Annotated in this window: 20 protein-coding genes; 14 read left to right on the forward strand and 6 right to left on the reverse strand. The window is 54.2% G+C overall.

All coding sequences use genetic code 11. The features are described from left to right. Positions 1 to 6 precede the first annotated feature (6 nt). From ACA051_RS07690 to ACA051_RS07725, 8 genes are all read left to right on the forward strand, one after another. Complete coding sequence (locus ACA051_RS07690; protein WP_497374234.1) at positions 7 to 852, forward strand: phage tail protein; 846 nt, start codon at positions 7 to 9, stop codon at positions 850 to 852. Continuing rightward, positions 827 to 1,033, forward strand: a complete 207-nt coding sequence (locus ACA051_RS07695) for a tail protein X (RefSeq protein ID WP_497374236.1) — start codon at positions 827 to 829, stop codon at positions 1,031 to 1,033. The genes ACA051_RS07690 and ACA051_RS07695 overlap by 26 nt, the downstream gene beginning before the upstream one ends. Before the next feature lie 98 nt (positions 1,034 to 1,131). After that, positions 1,132 to 2,187, forward strand: coding sequence for a phage late control D family protein (locus tag ACA051_RS07700; protein WP_497374238.1), 1,056 nt, complete (start codon positions 1,132 to 1,134; stop codon positions 2,185 to 2,187). Positions 2,188 to 2,237: 50 nt separating this feature from the next. Beyond that, a complete protein-coding gene (locus tag ACA051_RS07705) occupies positions 2,238 to 2,801 on the forward strand; it encodes a glycoside hydrolase family 19 protein (protein WP_497374240.1) in 564 nt (187 codons plus the stop codon). Continuing rightward, positions 2,783 to 3,325 carry a lysis system spanin subunit gene (locus tag ACA051_RS07710; protein WP_497374242.1) on the forward strand — a complete coding sequence of 181 codons (543 nt, stop codon included), beginning with the start codon at positions 2,783 to 2,785 and terminating at the stop codon, positions 3,323 to 3,325. Before ACA051_RS07705 ends, ACA051_RS07710 begins: the two co-directional genes overlap by 19 nt. A gap of 151 nt (positions 3,326 to 3,476) precedes the next feature. Beyond that, positions 3,477 to 4,271, forward strand: a complete 795-nt coding sequence (locus tag ACA051_RS07715) for a DNA adenine methylase (protein WP_497374244.1) — start codon at positions 3,477 to 3,479, stop codon at positions 4,269 to 4,271. Between the two features lie 112 nt (positions 4,272 to 4,383). After that, the gene (locus tag ACA051_RS07720; RefSeq protein ID WP_497374246.1) at positions 4,384 to 5,631 is read left to right on the forward strand and encodes a DNA-processing protein DprA; all 1,248 of its coding nucleotides are present in this window, start codon (positions 4,384 to 4,386) and stop codon (positions 5,629 to 5,631) included. A gap of 44 nt (positions 5,632 to 5,675) precedes the next feature. Beyond that, positions 5,676 to 6,809: a phosphoribosyltransferase gene (locus ACA051_RS07725; RefSeq protein ID WP_497374248.1), complete on the forward strand. Its 1,134-nt coding sequence runs from the start codon at positions 5,676 to 5,678 to the stop codon at positions 6,807 to 6,809. A gap of 71 nt (positions 6,810 to 6,880) precedes the next feature. Here ACA051_RS07725 and ACA051_RS07730 read toward each other — a convergent pair whose 3' ends face one another. Beyond that, entirely contained in the window at positions 6,881 to 7,558 is a 678-nt protein-coding gene (locus tag ACA051_RS07730; protein ID WP_497374250.1) for an SOS response-associated peptidase family protein, read from the reverse strand. Positions 7,559 to 7,653: 95 nt separating this feature from the next. Between ACA051_RS07730 and ACA051_RS07735 the strand changes: the two genes are divergently transcribed. The 3 genes from ACA051_RS07735 (at position 7,654) to ACA051_RS07745 (ending at position 10,319) form a co-directional block, all read left to right on the forward strand. Continuing rightward, the gene (locus ACA051_RS07735) at positions 7,654 to 8,079 is read left to right on the forward strand and encodes a LexA family protein (RefSeq protein ID WP_034154886.1); all 426 of its coding nucleotides are present in this window, start codon (positions 7,654 to 7,656) and stop codon (positions 8,077 to 8,079) included. Next, positions 8,072 to 9,349 carry a translesion error-prone DNA polymerase V subunit UmuC gene (gene umuC, locus ACA051_RS07740; protein WP_497374252.1) on the forward strand — a complete coding sequence of 426 codons (1,278 nt, stop codon included), beginning with the start codon at positions 8,072 to 8,074 and terminating at the stop codon, positions 9,347 to 9,349. The genes ACA051_RS07735 and umuC overlap by 8 nt, the downstream gene beginning before the upstream one ends. A 331-nt stretch (positions 9,350 to 9,680) precedes the next feature. Further along, entirely contained in the window at positions 9,681 to 10,319 is a 639-nt protein-coding gene (locus ACA051_RS07745) for a hypothetical protein (protein ID WP_497374255.1), read from the forward strand. Between the two features lie 231 nt (positions 10,320 to 10,550). Here ACA051_RS07745 and ACA051_RS07750 read toward each other — a convergent pair whose 3' ends face one another. The 4 genes from ACA051_RS07750 to ACA051_RS07765 form a co-directional block, all read right to left on the reverse strand. Continuing rightward, on the reverse strand, positions 10,551 to 10,907 hold the full coding sequence (locus ACA051_RS07750) for a DUF6572 domain-containing protein (protein ID WP_497374257.1): 357 nt from the start codon (positions 10,905 to 10,907) through the stop codon (positions 10,551 to 10,553). A 10-nt stretch (positions 10,908 to 10,917) separates the two neighbouring features. Further along, on the reverse strand, positions 10,918 to 12,108 hold the full coding sequence (locus ACA051_RS07755; RefSeq protein WP_497374259.1) for an S-type pyocin domain-containing protein: 1,191 nt from the start codon (positions 12,106 to 12,108) through the stop codon (positions 10,918 to 10,920). A gap of 540 nt (positions 12,109 to 12,648) precedes the next feature. Beyond that, positions 12,649 to 13,560, reverse strand: coding sequence for a DUF2971 domain-containing protein (locus tag ACA051_RS07760; protein WP_497374261.1), 912 nt, complete (start codon positions 13,558 to 13,560; stop codon positions 12,649 to 12,651). Between the two features lie 74 nt (positions 13,561 to 13,634). Beyond that, positions 13,635 to 13,850, reverse strand: coding sequence for a hypothetical protein (locus tag ACA051_RS07765; RefSeq protein ID WP_497374263.1), 216 nt, complete (start codon positions 13,848 to 13,850; stop codon positions 13,635 to 13,637). A 367-nt stretch (positions 13,851 to 14,217) separates the two neighbouring features. Here ACA051_RS07765 and ACA051_RS07770 point away from each other — a divergent pair, with 367 nt between their 5' ends. The 3 genes from ACA051_RS07770 (at position 14,218) to ACA051_RS07780 (ending at position 15,489) form a co-directional block, all read left to right on the forward strand. Further along, a complete protein-coding gene (locus tag ACA051_RS07770; RefSeq protein ID WP_497308935.1) occupies positions 14,218 to 14,541 on the forward strand; it encodes a hypothetical protein in 324 nt (107 codons plus the stop codon). 245 nt (positions 14,542 to 14,786) lie between these two features. Beyond that, a complete protein-coding gene (locus ACA051_RS07775; RefSeq protein WP_497374265.1) occupies positions 14,787 to 15,152 on the forward strand; it encodes a hypothetical protein in 366 nt (121 codons plus the stop codon). Further along, positions 15,145 to 15,489, forward strand: coding sequence for a hypothetical protein (locus ACA051_RS07780; protein WP_497308939.1), 345 nt, complete (start codon positions 15,145 to 15,147; stop codon positions 15,487 to 15,489). Before ACA051_RS07775 ends, ACA051_RS07780 begins: the two co-directional genes overlap by 8 nt. Positions 15,490 to 15,584: 95 nt before the next feature. Here the strand turns inward: ACA051_RS07780 and ACA051_RS07785 are convergent, their stop codons facing one another. Beyond that, complete coding sequence (locus ACA051_RS07785) at positions 15,585 to 16,184, reverse strand: cupin domain-containing protein (protein WP_497310554.1); 600 nt, start codon at positions 16,182 to 16,184, stop codon at positions 15,585 to 15,587. Positions 16,185 to 16,197: the final 13 nt, after the last annotated feature.

A 16,197-nucleotide genomic window follows, 5' to 3' on the forward strand; every position in this document is an offset into this window, starting at 1 on the left:
GGCCTCATGGCTTATATGGAGAACATGCAATCGGGCCTGAAGTATCTGGTCGAAGCGGCGGAAACGGGCCGGCGCAGCGCTGACGGCATGCTGGCCCCGGTCAACGGTGCTATCAGTGAGCTGACCGGCGCCGCGTCCGAGCTAGAAAGCATCCCGTTTGTGGGGCCGGCTATTGGTGCCAAGTTGCAGCGGGTGATGCGCGTCGTCGACGCCGCTCAGGCTAAGGTCGGCCAGGTAGCGGCGGTGTACGGCCGTGCCACCCGGGCGGCCGCTGAAGTGCAGGAGCGGCTGGGTACGTTGAAGGAACAGGCGGCCAAGGTGGGCACGGCAATCAACAACATCGCCGGCAAAGTCAGTCCGGCGCTGGCCAACATCGTGCCCACCAGTTCCTTTGCCGTGGACGCCACGCCGGCGCCGGAGGCGGTGAAGCCGTTTCCGCACCTGATGATCATCCAGCCGCGTGACCCGAAGATTGAGCCGTACTATTTCAACCTGGACACGGCGGCTTTCGACGAACTGAGTCGTTCGACCGAATTCCGCTGGGCGTCGCAAGAGCGGCTGACGCGCCGGCCGGCGCAGCAGGCGGTGGGCATCGGCGAAGAAAAACTGACGCTCAAAGGCACGATCTACCCGGGCTTCAAGGGTGGCCTGAAGCAGCTCGACACCCTGCGCTCCATCGGTGCCAGGCTGCAGCCCCTGACCATGACCACCGGTTATGGCGAAGTGATCGGAACGTGGTGCCTGAAAAGCATCAGCGAGGAACAGGCCACGCTGATGCACGGCGGAGTTCCTCGTAAACAAGGATTCACTTTGGAGTTTGCGCGCTATGGCGACGATATGCAGGACGTCTGATGGCGACATGCTCGATGTCATTTGCAACAACGCTTACGGCCATCTCAGCGGCAGCGTCGAGGCCGTGCTGGATGCCAATCAGGGGCTGGCTGATGAGCCGCAACCGTTCCGGTTGGGCGTGATCATCGTCCTGCCGGATCTGCCCAGCCCGACCAGCGAGGGTGTCAGCTTGTGGGATTGACCTCGGGCGATGCCGTCGCCAGTACGCCGTTGCGTTACGCGTAACGACATATCGTTTTTCTGACCCGCCTCGTGCGGGTTTTCTTTTGGGAAAAATCCATGACCCCCATGTTTCGAATCGTCGCCGATGGCGCCGACGTCACGGCCAAAATCAATGATCGACTGTTGTTGCTGCGCACCTCAGACAAGCCCGGCATGGAGTCCGACGAGTTTGAACTGCGCATCGACGACCGGGACGGCCAAGTGCAACTGCCAAGCCGTGGCAGTTCTATCGAGGTCTATCTCGGTTATGCCGAAACGTCCTTGACGCGCATGGGCCGTTACACGGTGGACACGGTCGAGGTGTCCGGCCCGCCCGATTCCATCGTGATCAAAGGCAAGGCCAGCGACATGCGTGGCAGTGGCAAGACCATTCGCAGTGGAAGCTGGGAAGACGTGCCGCTGTCGAAGATCGTGGCCGACATTGCCGCGCGTAATGGCTGGGAGACGGTGTGCCCGGTGTCGACCAAAGTCGCCCGGGTCGACCAGCTCAACGAGTCCGATTTTAATTTCATCACCCGGCTGGCCAAGCAATACGACTGCACGGCCAAGGTGGCCGACGGCAAGTTGTTGGTGATGCCGCGCCAAGGTGGCCAGACCGCCAGCGGCAAGGCATTCGGCGCGATCACCCTGACTCGTAGCGACCTCAGCCGTTGGCAATTCAGCCTCGGTGATCGCAACTCGCACAAGGCCGTGGCCACCAAGCATCAGGACAAGAAGGGCGGCAAGCTGGCGGTGGTGACTATCGACAACGACAACGCCCCGGCCGGCCTGCCGGCGGTGCATACCGACCGCCATATCTACCCGAACAAAACCGCCGCTGAAGCGGCGGCCAAGGCCCGATTGGCAGCGTTCAACCGCTCGACCGCCGACGTGCGTTTTGAGATGCCCGGCCGGACGGACATCTTTGCCGAGCGGCCGATTCTCGCCCAGGGCTTCAAGGTGGGGCTTGACGGTGAGTATCTGGCGGACTCGGTTGAACAGGTGTTCACCCAATCCGGCTGGTCCACCACCGTCGAATGCAATGCCGGCAAGGCTGGAAAATCCAAGGGTAAGGACAAGCAAAAGAAAGCAGCGAAACCGCCGCTCAAGGTTGTGAGCATTGAAAAGCAGTAGCCGCATCCCATCGCCGCCTGAGTGCGGTTTTTTTAAGTCTGGAGTTTTGTATGACCATCACGGAACAACAGCTGCAAAGCATCATGCCCAACGCCCGCCGCCAAGCGGGCGTTTTTGTATCCGCCCTCAACGCAGCCATGGCCCATCGGCAGATCAACACGCCGAAACGCCAAGCCGCGTTCCTGGCGCAAGTTGGTCACGAGTCGGGTCAACTGCAGTACGTGCGGGAGCTGGGCGGCGATCAGTACCTGAGCAAATACGACACCGGTAACCTGGCCGCACGACTGGGCAACACCCCGGCGGCGGACGGTGATGGCCAGCGCTATCGCGGTCGCGGTCTGATCCAAGTCACCGGCCACGACAATTATCTGCGCTGCAGCTTGGCGCTGTTCGGCGACGAGCGATTGCTGCGCACCCCTGAGCTGCTGGAGCTGCCGCAGTGGGCCGCTGAATCGGCCGCATGGTTCTGGTCCGTGAATGGGCTGAACGCGCTGGCCGATCAGAACGAATTCAACGCGATCACCCGCAGGATCAACGGCGGCCTCAATGGCCTGCAGGATCGGCTGGAGTTGTGGGGACGGGCGAGGGCGGTGCTATGCGTCTCGGCGAACTGATCCCGACACCGTATCGGCTGCTGGCAAAAGGCGTGCTGCTGATCGTCCTCGTTGCTGGTTCTGCGGCCATTACCTCGCAAGTCCAGGATTGGCGCTTCGGCAAACAGCTCGCAGAGCAGGCCCGACTCCACACCGAAACCCTCAATCAGTTGGCCCTGGCCACGGTTGCGCAGCAGCGTGCCGAACAAGACAAACGCCTTGCGCTCGAGCAGCGCTTGGCAATCAGCGAACAAACACATTACCGAGCCTTGAGTGATGCCCAACGTGATCAAGGTCGCCTGCGCGACCGTCTTGCCACTGCTGATCTGCGCCTGTCAGTCCTACTCGACGCCACCACCGGCACCGGCAACGGATCAGTGTCAGCCACCACCGCCACCGGCGGCGTGGTACATGGCCCCACAAGAGCCGAACTTGACCCAGCGCATGCTCAACGAATTATCAGCGTCACCGATGACGGCGACCGGGGGCTGATTGCCCTCGCGGCCTGTCAGGCATACGCCAAAGAAGTCTCAACACCGAAGTGAAAAAAGAGCGGCTGGTCCGGATGCGTCAACATCCGGACCAGCCACCTTCCCTGCAGAATGTCCCTGCAAGTCCAGCCAAGGCTCTTGCTCCGTGCACAAAGCGCGGAGAGCCTAGCACCTGTTTATCCATACAGTAAAGGTCTTGCTATTTATGTCGACACCCATCATCCCTTGGATGGGCGGCAAACGCCGCCTGGCCGACCGCCTCATCCCGCTTTTTCCGCCACACGAATGCTATGTCGAAGTCTTTGCCGGCGGTGCCGCGCTCTACTTCATGAAGCCCCAGCCATCGCCCGTGGAAGTCCTCAACGACATCAACGGCGACCTGGTCACGCTTTACCGCGTCGTGCAGAACCACCTTGAGGAGTTCGTGCGCCAGTTCAAATGGGCGCTCAGTTCCCGGCAGGTGTTCGAATGGCAGAAGATGACCCGCCCCGAAATCCTCACCGACATCCAACGCGCTGCCCGATTTTTCTACCTGCAGCACCATGCCTTCGCCGGCAAGGTCTCCGGTCAGACGTTCGGCACAGCGACCACCGCACCGGCCATCAACCTGCTGCGCATCGAGGAAAACCTCTCGGCCGCGTGGCAGCGCCTGTCTGGCACCTACGTCGAAAACCTCCCTTGGCTTGAATGCGCTGAACGTTACGACCGCGTCCATACCTTCCATTACATGGACCCGCCTTACTGGCAGACCGCCGGCTATGGCGTGGACTTTCCGTTCGAGAATTATGAGCGCATGGCCGACTTCATGCGCCGCTGCAAAGGCAAGGTGATGGTGAGCATCAACGATCACCCGGACATCCGACGTGTTTTCGGGGGCTTCCATTTCGAGACCTTGGACATCCGTTACACCTCCACCAACCAGCGCCAAGGCAAAGCCGAGGTGAGCGGAGAACTTGTGATTATGAACTGGGCACCTGACTCCCTCGGTAGCCTGTTCTGATTGAAGAGATTGGTGGATGATTTTGCCCCGACGAATGGGCATTTACTTGCCCTTACGGTATATATTGTCTACGTTATAAATCCCAAGGCTGGGCTAAACAAAAGTAGAGTCAATGAAGGCGGGCGAATTGTCAGTTAAAAATCGCGAATATTGGCGAAGCGAAAAAGTAGCATTTCTAGCGCTTTCTTCTCTGAAAGGAATAGGCTTTTGGACTCTTTATAAGTTGGCGAAATCCGGCGTTAGTTTCAAAGAGGTTTTACGCTCTCCGGAGGGCAAGCTGTTAGAAAAGCTGTACGATGTTGACGCTACTGCTGCGCCTCTAACTGAGCAGCAAGACGCGCTGTGGCAGAAGGGTTTGCAGCTCGCACGTAGCTTGTTTGCTGATGATGTAAAATTAGTGTTTAAGGATGAGGCAGCTTTTCCTGAGAAACTTCGATGCATTCCTGATGCGCCATATTGGATTTTTGTTCAGGGCGATTTGTCCAATCTTTCAAATAAATCTGTCGCGGTGGTCGGAACTAGGCAGCCAAGCGATGATGGTGTCTTTTTATCAAAACTCGTGTTAGCCGCACTTGAAAAATTAAAATGCGTTACTGTAAGTGGCTTGGCATTGGGTGTAGATCAGTTGGCACATATAGGGTCGCTTAGGTTTGGTTTAAAAACTATAGCGGTACTTGGAACTGGGATTCTTGAGAATTATCCAAAAGGTTCTGAAGTGTTGCGAAAGAAAATACTTCATTCCGGCGGGAGTATTGTGTCCGAGTATCTCCCCCAGCAATCGTATAGTGCTGAAAATTTTATCCGTCGCAATAGGTTGCAGGCGGCGCTATGCGATTTGTTGATTCCTGTTGAGTGGAGCACTAAAAGTGGGACGGCGCATACCGTGAGGTTTGCGGCGAAGTACGGGAAGGGCATAATAAATGTTTATATGCCCTTAACTTATGACTTAAAACCAGAATTAGCATTTTCTGAGAATCAACTCGGCGCTATCTCAATCGAAATGCCTGCCGAGTTCTCTGCGTTTATGAATCACGCTTACGATTTTCTTGGCGCTGATCTCTTGATTGAGCAAGAAAGCTCGAAGAATGATGATATTGATGACGAGTTCTATGCCTTTTACGAAGTCGCTGAAGGTAGTGTAGAGTCAAACGTTGAGACTACTATCTCTACTCCTGATGATATATTGATCAGTGAAAATTCACCTGAGAATGCCTCTGTTGCTCCGCATGTGTCAGTTGAAGAAGCCGTAGATTCAAATGCGCAAGATGAGCCAGATTTAGCAGATGGTGTTGAAGCTTTAAAATCTGGTGAAGTCGATTCTGATGGCAAGGATGTAAAGCAGTTCTCGCTAAAGATTTAACCGAGGTAGGGGTTGTAATTTAATAACTTATAAAGGTAGTAGGGATGCTTATTTTGATGACTTCGCCAAATTCGGCCTTACGCAACGGTGTGATCGATCAAGCTGTAGTCAAAGTGATCACCGATACCCGGGCAGCGAATAATCCAGTTGGATTCATCTCCAATAGTCCCGAGCCGGCATGGTTCGCTGGTGTGTTTGCTGGGACAAAAGTACAATTCTTGCAAATCAAAGGGCGCCAAACTGGGGAAGTTGTCAAAAGAAATGCTGAAAAATTTAAATTAGATAGTCACGATGTTATCGTTTTAGCCGTAAAGGACGAAGACGTCCAAATGGGTAAGAATGGAGGAGCCGTCCTAGTCGCGGCTGGTTGGGCGGGCGCAAATCAAGTAAAAGACTTAGGTATCTGCGTAGATGATGCCAATCAGTTACGTGAAGTTCTCGAATTAACTGCAGCCTGGCGTGGGGATTGGTGGTATACCGCACAAGCACATGGCTATAAAATTTTAGCATTGGCGGATCTATCTGAATATGGTCAACAATTTGACCAGCAGTTGTTTGGAAAGAAACTTACCGCTACCGTAAAGAATGGCGGTAGTCGTTTGAATGCCTTGTTAGCAATCACAGCACGGTCCTTATTGATGGCTGGTATTAACAAGGCTAATGGTCTGGTGTGGGGGGTCTATCCATCGTCGAGTAGTGACAACTTGGATGATGAGGTGTTGAGTGACTTCACGCATAGACTGCGTACAACAGTATCACGAGTCCATTTTTCCAAAAGAGGAATACCACTCTTTATTAGGCATCTCCCTTCGCCCAAGAGATCGAAAGGCGGCGGGGGAGATCGAACTGATCCTTCAGGGCAAATTCTCACCATCCACCTCAATCCGTTCTATAGCGGGAAATTGAAGGGTAAGAACGTGATTGTTGTTGATGATTGCACTACTTATGGTGTTTCGTTTGGTGTGGCTGCTGCCTTCCTTTTAAAAGCGGGTGCGGCCTCGGTGACAGGCGTCGCTTTGGGGAAGTTTGGCAATCAATTGAGGCAGTATGAAATTTCAATAAAAACTGACCCATTTGCTCCTGTGGTGGTTGGTGGCTTCTCTATTGACTCGACGGAGTGGCTGCATGGAGTTATCAACAAAAACACACAGCAAAACTTGTTGGTGCTGATTCCCTAAAGTCATCCTTTGATGACTAGTGTTCAAATAGAAATGGAGTTCCAGTTAACGCTGCGAATTCCTGTAAATTTTTATATTGGGTCGATCAGTCCCGCTCGCTGGTTTCGCGTACTGCCAACTGCAGTGTCAACCTTGAACCACTCAAAAGCATCTGTCTGCTCACCTTGGTTCAGCACCATCTGCTCGGCTCGTTCTTTTGGCGTGTCCGGATATAGCCACTCTCGGGCCAACTCCGGCGAAAACGTCACCGGGCGGCGGTCGTGAATGTCCACCATTCCGCCCGCACTGTCGGCTGTGATGATTACAAAACCGTCGTGCTCGCCTGGTGGGTGTTGCGCATTGGGGTATTGGCCGATGGCAGCGCACAGAATCGGAGATCGATCCCGCCGGCGAATCAAGTACGGCTGCTTCTTGGGTCCGCCTTCATCCACCCATTCAAACCAGTTGTTGATCGCAATGATCCCCCGGTGCGGCCAGATTGCGCGGAAGAAGGGGCCACTGGCGACTTTCTCTACCCGGGCGTTGATCGGTGCGGCTCGATCCTTCGCCCAGTGTGGACGCCATCCCCAACGGACCATGTCAGCGTGCAGGTACTGACCTTCCTGATGGAAAATCGCCAGCTGGGTGGTGGGAGCTGCGTTGTAGCGCTCGAAGGGTTGGTCGCCGGTGTTATTGCCCAACGCGTTGGGCATGCTCAGCGCCGCCACAAAGTCGTGGATGCCGTCGTATTGTGAAAGTCGTCCGCACATAGCTCGCCCGCCTATCAGATATCTCCTACAAAAATTGACCGCAAGCGCTTCTGAAAGTTAACTGTACATTCGTACAGTATCGGAAGTCGTGCGTCATGAGCTATTCAATTCTAGGCCGTATTGCAGAGGTCGGCCGGAAGCTGCCTCTATGTCTGTTCCAAGTGCCGGCTGGTTTTCCTTCGCCGGCGGCGGATCACATTGAGGCACACATCTCCCTGGATGAGGTGCTGAACATCCGCGCCCCGCATGTCTACCTGGTGAAAATCACCGGGGAAAGCATGCAAGGGGCAGGAATCTTTGACGGCGACCTGGCTGTGGTAGATCGCTCGCTGGAGCCGGCCCATGGTCACATCGTCGTGGCGCTGTTGAACAACGATCCTCTGTGCAAGCGCCTGTGCATTCGGGGAAAGGACGTGATCCTTTTGTCAGAAAACCCCAAATACCCGCCTCGATATGTACTGGAAGGTGATGAGCTGGCCATCTGGGGCGTCATCATCGGCAGTGTGCGCAGCCATGTCTAAAGTGGCGCCGGTATTCGGCCTAATCGATTGCAACAGTTTCTACGCCAGTTGCGAGCGCGTCTTCCGTCCGGATCTGGGCAAAGTGCCGATTGTGGTGCTTTCGAATAATGACGGCTGCGTCATCGCTCGAAGCTACGACGCCAAGCCCTTTGTGAAGATGGGGGAGCCATATTTCCAGATCAAGCAAAAACTCCGACAGCACGGCATCGTCGCGTTCTCGTCGAACTATGCGCTGTATGGCGATATCAGTGAGCGTGTGATGACCATCATCGAGTCGATGGTGCCAGCGGTCGAGGTGTACAGCATCGATGAGGCGTTTGCCGATCTCACCGGTATAGAGGGGCTAGACCTGCTCGGTCGGCAGATCCGCAGCCAGGTGCTGCGTTGCACCGGTATCCCGGTCGGCGTGGGTATCGCTCCGACCAAGACCTTGGCCAAGCTCGCAAACCACACGGCAAAACGTCTGCAGGCCGAGACCGGCGGAGTCGTGAATATCTGCGACCCGGTGAAGCGCGACTGGGTGCTACGCAACACGGACGTGGCCGAAGTATGGGGCGTGGGTCGCCGCATGAAAATACACTTGGATGCCATGGGCATCAAGACGGCCATGGACCTGGCCAAGGCTGACGCCTGGTCGCTGCGCAAGAACTTTAGTGTAGTGATCGAGAAGACTGCCCGTGAGCTTGCCGGCACTTCGTGCCTGGAGCTGGATGAGCCTAACCCGCCAAAACAGGAGATCTGTTGCAGCCGGATGTTCGGCAAACGGCTGAAGGAGCTGCCGCCGATCAAGGAGGCCGTGGCCACCTACATGATGCGGGCATCGGAAAAGCTCCGGGCGCAGAAGTCATTGTGCAAGAAGATCCGGGTCAGCATACGCACCGGGATGTTCAATCCCGATGAGGCTAAGTACGCAAATGGGGTAGTGGTGGATCTGCCATACCCTACGGATGACGTTAGGCTGCTGACCACAGCGGCCGTGGACGCGCTGGATCGAGTGTTTCGTCCTGGGTACAGTTACAGCAAAGCAGAAGTCATGCTGCTGAATCTGTGTCAGCCGGGTGAATACACGGACGATCTGTTCGCGACTTCCCAGCCGACTGAGGCGACAAGGGTGATGGCGGTGCTGGACGAGATCAACGGACGGTGGGGCAGGGGGACGCTTCGCGCTGCGAGTGTGCCGCGCAATCCGGATTGGGGCATGCGTCGGGAGATGATGAGTCAGAGTTTCACGACCAAGCTTGATCAGCTCTGGGAGGTGTCGTGCAAGTAGGGCTGTGACGACCGCTCGATAGCATGACTCAATCTTTTATTGCGGGCGGCTATCGCCAGCGTCTGATCATTAGCCAAAAACCACGTCACCTCCGCAGATGTGGGCTTTTGGCAATCGGTTTCCGGCGCAATTTAAATCCTGACGAAGGCGCTTGAACGGCGGCGAGCTTTGTGGGATATATAAGCACAGGTGCTGATGGGCGCCTGCCGCTTGCACTGGCGAAGTCGAACACCATCTAGCTGTAGCGCACACCCTCTCACATACGTAGCACCTACCCAGGCGCCGCGGTTAGCAAGCGATCGTAATTCTAGCGCCGTTCTGGAGTAGAGCTATGAGTCAGTTCAGCTATCTCAACCTCATAAAGCGCGAAGCAAAAGCATTCGGTAAATCTAACGGTATAGCCTTAGCCTTGGCTCAGGAACGTATCGCTCGGGATTCCGGGTTTGAACACTTTCATGAAATGATCGCTGTCTCGAAATCGAATCCCAACGACGAACGTCTTATGCTTCGAGCAGTGGGTCTTAAAAACTTTGATGAAGTTTTGTTTGAAGATCCTATATGGGGTGCTTTGGATTTCTTAGTAGAAGACGCGTTGAGTGGACCTATTGCGGAAACAAATGCAGGAGGGTTCCTTGTCGAAAATCTGGAAGTCTCGTCTGCGGATTACGATGACTCAACCGGCATTGCCACACTCGACGTCTACTTCGAATATCACGGTGAACAAGATGAAGACCGTGTTTGGCATGGCTCAGCATTCTATATCCATGGTCAGATTCAGTTGATTTATCGAGATGGTTGGAGCTTGGTGGAGGATGAAGCACTGCTCATAACCGAGTTCAAGACTGACCAGGATCTTGATCACGAGCAGGGTTTAGATGATCTGTATGAGGATTATCTGGCATTGCAACGAGGCGGTGATGAAAACGCTGCCCCCCCCTCAAATCTTAGGGCAGATTTAGGGCAGATTTAGGGCAAAACAGAGGCCGCTGTATGCCGCTGCAAGCTAGCTCGAACTGCGGGAAGCACCGAAAAACGCGGCCTGAAGCGGCCCTTGTGAATAGGCAAAGGGGTTCGAGTCCCTATCTATATCCAGGTCGTGACGGAGACCGTTCCTCTAACTGCGGACCCTGTACGATGACAGGGTCCGGCTACATACTCTGCAGCATGCAGAAAACGGGGCTCGTACTGGCTATATTGCTGATCACAAGTTGCGAATGTCCTCATTCGCGTCAAGCACGAACTCAAACCCGATACCCACTTCCTTTAGTGTCTGTGCAACGCGGTCTAAGAAAAACTCGCCTTGCTCTGGCAGCTCATACAAGCCGTTGATGCGAATGATGGGGTGCTTCCCAAGTGCATTGGGGATCTTGGTGTAGATCTCGCCGCTCTCGATGAATGCAACGTAGGTATTGAGCTTGTCTTGAAGCAGTTGCAGGTGTTCACCTTGCTCAGTTTCCCCACCCCATTCGAGGTGGTCAGAGATATACAACACCACGTTGTCAGGTTCCCAAACTGGGATCGCCCAGATATCAATCACCTGTGGATTTGTAATGGACATGTCTGCTCCCTCAGGGGGTTGGTCGAACAATTTCGACTTTAGTTGGTGGGATTACGGTGCCCCCGGGAAAGCCGGGTTTCCCTTTGCCTACAACGATTGCACCGCTTTCTTCGATCTCTGGATACGCAAGTTTTTGGTTGCGAGTCAGTGGTGCTGTATCCGACGATTTGCATTCGACGCAGGAAATCTTGCCGTCTGCATCCCGCCCTAGAAAATCAAACCTCGTGCGTACTCCGCTTTTGGTCTCGGCCGTCACTTCTTTGCCCACTTCGGGTGTTGATTCACGTAGCTCGCGTTCCTTGTAGTCCTCAAAGGCCTTGCCCTTCTCCTTGTTCTTCTCAAGCTGCGTACTGAGCACAATGTAGATTGGCTCAATGCCCGAGTCAGGGAACCAGATAATTGCATCTTGGAACTCAGGGGGATGCGCAGGGTTCGCCAACACCGTGTCAGATTGTGCCGTCGGCGGATACACCCACACCGGTGGTAACGGTGGGGCGCCTTCCAGTGCTGGAATACCCAGTACACCATCACCGCTTGCCGCTGGCGTCCAGGTGAGGCCAATCCCGTTGCCAAGGTTAGCGACAAATTTCTCACCGTCTTTCTCGCCCTTGATGACAGGGACCTTTTCCCAGTCCGTTTTACCGCCCGTGTAGAAGCCGTAAGCGTCAACGGAGCCATCCGGCAATGTCTTTACGTTGACGCGTACACGTGTGCGGCCAGCTTCAAGGGTCGCGTATTGATCGTTGGTGTAGAAGGCGCTGTCGGGCGAAATGCTGGTGTTCGGTATCAGCATTCCGATAGTGCCCATCACGAAGCCAGCACCAACAACGCCTGATCCTTCCAGCAGCCCCAGTGATAGCTTCCCACCAAGACGTTGAGCAATTGCACTGCCAGTAGCAGACCCGCCCACCAGTTGTAGTGGAGTACCTTGTGCTGTGATCGCTGCCCCGGTGCCAAGCACGGCCCACAGTCCATAGTCGGCCAGTTTCTCAACAGGGATAAACCCGGCTGGGTTCTTGTGATTGATTACACCGTCAGGAAGGTTGCAGCTCTTTGCGAACACACAGCCCATGGTGTCGGGCTTGTCTTCCGGCTTCGGTGCTAAGTCTTTGTATTCCGCCCAACGCTGGGCGTGGGTATCGGCAGGCTCGCCGCCGCTATAGCTATAGCCTTTCGGTGGATTGGGTACGTAACCGCTCATGCAGCGTCCTTGTTCGTCCTTGGAGGTTCCCGTCCTGAGGCGGGGGCAGAATGACGTTACTGGGAAGTTCACGCGCTGGCTGTAGGACAGCTCCTGTTAGCCGTGCTGATTTCCCTGTTCCATGTCATTGCAGAGGGCGGATAGTAACCGCACAAGTGTGAAGGATTGAATGGTGGCCTTTTGCGCACTCGCTGCCATCGTTACGAACGTTGGCATCTGGCTGATTGCAATCGTCATCACGGGCCGGGCAAGGGGGGATTGGTGATCAGGACCTGGGAAGCCTCAACGTTGCGAAGGCTGTTCTTATGTGGCTGACCGTTGTTCAGGTTTGTTGCAGAGAGGGGTGAGTCTCGTCGAAGCACTGGTGTCTGTTTCGGTTCGGTCGGAATCTTAGAAAAATAGAAACAGACACCTGAACAGACACCTAGTTGAAGCGGGTAAGGCTGGAGGCCTTGAAAACAGTGGAGCGGGTGAAGGGAATCGAACCCTCGTTATCAGCTTGGGAAGCTGATAACGATTGAGAGGGATAGTAGTACATCCTCAAACTTCGGTGAAGGGGAGAAGTTCCAGCTGGAAGGAATGATTGGCTGGGACTGCTTGAAAGATTTCTGCATGTGGATAGAGGCGCTTGATAGTTAATGATAATGCAGTTTTCTGTTCAGGTGGCATCCGGCAGCCAAATACTGCACCTGTGAGCTCTCTAGCGCCAAACCTGCAATCTTCATAAGGAGCAAATTTGTTGCGCCCGTCCCCAGCGAAAATTCTCCATTCATTCTCATGCTTCCATGCATCCGACTTTGTATAAATTAATGTGTTTATTCGCTTGGAAGGATCAAAGATCACTAATCCAGCCAAGAAGTCAGAAAGTTCGTTTTCCTCAAATAACATCGGAATATCAGGCGTGTAGGACATTAGCTTCGCCATTTGATATGGGCTGTCTGCCCCTGGTTCATCTTGGAATCGTAACACCACGCCTTTACTGCTGTCGGCATAGTACGCCCACATAAGTTGATTGGTAGGCGAGTCTGTTAAACATAATATTTTTGTAGTGGAGAGATGCGCCCTTGTGGTTTGGTATGTCTGGTGGATATCTCTGTCGAGTGCTGCAAATGAGTTTTTTATGCCTTCTTTCATTTTTTTCGTGAAGTGATTTTTAGGCATTCCTCGGAGAAGTGGTCTCAGGAGATTCATTTGGACTGACATTTGGCTATCTGGATGGCCGGTGAGCTCGCCAGTGAATGCCTTCCATAGTTTGTCTAGTGCATGGTGGAGTACTTTTTCACGATCAAAGTTAATGCGAAGATCAAACTGGATGTCGTAAGGGTCATTTAAAGTGGCTGGAGTGCTCCAGCGGAGTGTTCGGTTTTCAAGAACAATGTTTGCGGTGCTAAAAGTCATGTACTTATAAAAAGCTTCAGGCATTGTCGCGCGCTCTAATGTACTGATGGGCATGATGCGATCATTTCTCGTCCGGTGAGTCAATAGGATCAGAGAGGGCGAACAGAAACTATGCTGGCCTCACTGGGTTAGCCAAGATACGACCCCTTGAGCTTGGCCAAACCTTGTTTGATGTGGCCCGCGTTTTCCCCAATTGCTTCCAGTGCTCCACGGATATTGTCCCCTACCTCTGGCGAAGCACTCTGTTCCGCCCACAACGTCAGCTCCATTACCGCCGCTTCCAAGGCGAGCTGATTGTCATAGATCCTTTCCAGTACATCGGGTAGTGAGTAATCACCTGACATGGGGTCGACTCCTTTCGAGAAAGCCTAAGCATAGCAGCGGCATTGGAGAGAGGTTTAGGGCAAAATTAGGGCAGATTCAGGGCCGCCATAGACCGCAGAGCGCCACGAACAAAGTACGGAACCACCGTATTTTTTGGCCTTGAGCGGTATGCAGGGACGCAAGAAGGGGTTCGAATCCCTATCTCTCCGCCATTACATAGAAAAAGCCCCGTAGCTGAAAAGTTACGGGGCTTTTTTGTTTCTGGTGTCTCCGTTTTTATCTCGACGAGCGGTCAGGGCCGCGCAGATGGATCTGGAAAACACAGCGCATCCCAGTCATTAGCTATCATGCAATAAAACGCTAAATCACCGGATAGCGGGGGGACGCATGAACAGATGGCGGCGGCTTTGGTTGATTATCAAGCTGATAGCAGCCCTGGCGGCCTGCGTGGCCGTCGCTGTTCAGGCTTTTTTCTACATGCTGGAAAGCTCCGACGCCGTGAAAATCCACCCATTGAGCATTCTGGTTGTCGGGCTGATTTTTGGCTTCATTACTTTTGGACTTCTCTCATTGATTGAAAGGGGTGTGTTGCGACTGGTGGCCCCGATCATTTCCAGACCTCAAGCAGAACCTGAAGGCGATGCCGGTGCAATGCCGGAACGGCCACTGACCTTTTCAACCGAAGACCCCACTCATCAGAGAAACCTGTGACCTTGCGCTGGCAGCTTTCGCAAGAGCCCCGTGGACGGATCTCACAGGTGTAATTCCGGGCTGACACAAACAAGAGAATCGTCCTACTTCGCACGCGGATACGTCCGAGATTGATCGAAGGTATATTCGTTTTTCAGCGAAGGCATCCGTAATGACTTCGTGGTCGAGCAGGTGGCTGGACGTTACGCACCATCTTCTGGTTGATCGGTTAATCGATGATTTATTCCCTCAAGGAGGAGGTAGCGATGTACAGCGGCAGTGAAGATGGTTTTCAGAGTGATGATCAGACCGGGGTGTCACGAGGCAAGCCAATGCCTGGGGATCTTCATCTGGATACCGGGCGGTTGGCCAACATTTTCAAAGCGCGAATAAAGAATACCGGGTGCCCGTTCTGTGAGCATGATGAGTGGGAGTTACCACTCCAGGCCGGGGCGACGGGTGTAGGGTTGCCTTGGGCGTGTGGCAAAGAGTATTTACGCTCCGGCACGCCGGCGGTGATGCTTAATTGCAAGTACTGCGGATTTATTCGCCTGCATTCGCTCAATGTGCTGGCAGATATCGTCGTCGAAGACAGCAGCAAAACCGTAGCGCTGGAGGTCTGCGATGAGTGAACCTTTCGTGCTGGTAAACCTTGATGAGCATTACCCCGACCGCTTCCCGAGCAACAAAAGAAGTGGCACTGACGAGAATGGACGAAGACCACCAGGTCCTCCAGGAGAAAACCCATTGGAACCGCGAGTATCCAAACTTGAGACGCATATCGAATACGTCCGGCGTGACATTGGTGACCTTCGCGTGGAGTTTCGTGAGCACCGTCAAGAGGCTCGAACGGATTTTCGGGAGCACCGCAAAGAAGCTCGAACGGATTTTCGTTTACTGTTCGGCGCGTTGATCACCACGGCGCTGGGCTTGGCAGCCATGATGGGAAAAGGGTTCGGTTGGTTGTAAATGAGCGAGTAAAAAGAAAAACCGGCTAAACGCCGGTTTTTTCGTGCAATTTGCCGACACCCTGATTTTGTCTCCGCTCTGAGGTCGCCAGCCCCTCAAAACGAAGGGGGCGTAATCACCCAGATCACCACCGCATCCACCTTCCCAGGGTTCCCATACCGATGCGGCTCCTGGCTCGAAAAGCTGAAACTGTCCCCCTCCCTCAGCTGGAAGTGCCGCTCCCCCACCCAAAGCTCAAAATTCCCCGACAGCAAATACCCGGCCTCTTCCCCTTCATGGCTGTAACTCTGCTGACTGTAAGTCCCGGGCGGAAACCGTGAATGCAGCATCTCCAACTGCCGATTCGGCTGCGGCGTCAGCAACTGATCCACAATCCCATCCTCATAATGCACGCTCATCCGAGTGTTCTTGCGCACCACAACGCCATTATCTTCAGGCGCCGTATTGCCCTCGCTGGCAAAGAACCATTGAATGGTCACTCCCAAACTACGAGCGATATTGAACAGCGCAGGAATAGAGGGATAGGCCAGATTCCTTTCCAGCTGGCTGATATATCCCGCCGTCAGCTCGCTCATCTGCGCCAGCTCCGCCAAGGTCATGCCACGACGTTTACGCAACCCACGAATTCGTGTGCCGAGAAAATGCGGTTCTGCCGTGGCGCTGTCCTGTGTGGGCGCGCTGCTGGCAGGCGGCATCTTGCTGCTGTTG

This window comes from Pseudomonas sp. LBUM1669 (assembly GCF_059695705.1).

What these genes read in the sequence shown, in the direction of transcription:
- ACA051_RS07690 (WP_497374234.1), top strand. Translation starts at nt 7, where the DNA reads ATGGCTTATATGGAGAACATGCAATCGGGCCTGAAGTATCTGGTCGAA.
- ACA051_RS07695 (WP_497374236.1), top strand. Translation starts at nt 827, where the DNA reads ATGGCGACGATATGCAGGACGTCTGATGGCGACATGCTCGATGTCATT.
- ACA051_RS07700 (WP_497374238.1), top strand. Translation starts at nt 1,132, where the DNA reads ATGACCCCCATGTTTCGAATCGTCGCCGATGGCGCCGACGTCACGGCC.
- ACA051_RS07705 (WP_497374240.1), top strand. Translation starts at nt 2,238, where the DNA reads ATGACCATCACGGAACAACAGCTGCAAAGCATCATGCCCAACGCCCGC.
- ACA051_RS07710 (WP_497374242.1), top strand. Translation starts at nt 2,783, where the DNA reads ATGCGTCTCGGCGAACTGATCCCGACACCGTATCGGCTGCTGGCAAAA.
- ACA051_RS07715 (WP_497374244.1), top strand. Translation starts at nt 3,477, where the DNA reads ATGTCGACACCCATCATCCCTTGGATGGGCGGCAAACGCCGCCTGGCC.
- ACA051_RS07720 (WP_497374246.1), top strand. Translation starts at nt 4,384, where the DNA reads ATGAAGGCGGGCGAATTGTCAGTTAAAAATCGCGAATATTGGCGAAGC.
- ACA051_RS07725 (WP_497374248.1), top strand. Translation starts at nt 5,676, where the DNA reads ATGCTTATTTTGATGACTTCGCCAAATTCGGCCTTACGCAACGGTGTG.
- ACA051_RS07730 (WP_497374250.1), bottom strand. Translation starts at nt 7,558, where the DNA reads ATGTGCGGACGACTTTCACAATACGACGGCATCCACGACTTTGTGGCG.
- ACA051_RS07735 (WP_034154886.1), top strand. Translation starts at nt 7,654, where the DNA reads ATGAGCTATTCAATTCTAGGCCGTATTGCAGAGGTCGGCCGGAAGCTG.
- umuC (WP_497374252.1), top strand. Translation starts at nt 8,072, where the DNA reads ATGTCTAAAGTGGCGCCGGTATTCGGCCTAATCGATTGCAACAGTTTC.
- ACA051_RS07745 (WP_497374255.1), top strand. Translation starts at nt 9,681, where the DNA reads ATGAGTCAGTTCAGCTATCTCAACCTCATAAAGCGCGAAGCAAAAGCA.
- ACA051_RS07750 (WP_497374257.1), bottom strand. Translation starts at nt 10,907, where the DNA reads ATGTCCATTACAAATCCACAGGTGATTGATATCTGGGCGATCCCAGTT.
- ACA051_RS07755 (WP_497374259.1), bottom strand. Translation starts at nt 12,108, where the DNA reads ATGAGCGGTTACGTACCCAATCCACCGAAAGGCTATAGCTATAGCGGC.
- ACA051_RS07760 (WP_497374261.1), bottom strand. Translation starts at nt 13,560, where the DNA reads ATGCCCATCAGTACATTAGAGCGCGCGACAATGCCTGAAGCTTTTTAT.
- ACA051_RS07765 (WP_497374263.1), bottom strand. Translation starts at nt 13,850, where the DNA reads ATGTCAGGTGATTACTCACTACCCGATGTACTGGAAAGGATCTATGAC.
- ACA051_RS07770 (WP_497308935.1), top strand. Translation starts at nt 14,218, where the DNA reads ATGAACAGATGGCGGCGGCTTTGGTTGATTATCAAGCTGATAGCAGCC.
- ACA051_RS07775 (WP_497374265.1), top strand. Translation starts at nt 14,787, where the DNA reads ATGTACAGCGGCAGTGAAGATGGTTTTCAGAGTGATGATCAGACCGGG.
- ACA051_RS07780 (WP_497308939.1), top strand. Translation starts at nt 15,145, where the DNA reads ATGAGTGAACCTTTCGTGCTGGTAAACCTTGATGAGCATTACCCCGAC.
- ACA051_RS07785 (WP_497310554.1), bottom strand. Translation starts at nt 16,184, where the DNA reads ATGCCGCCTGCCAGCAGCGCGCCCACACAGGACAGCGCCACGGCAGAA.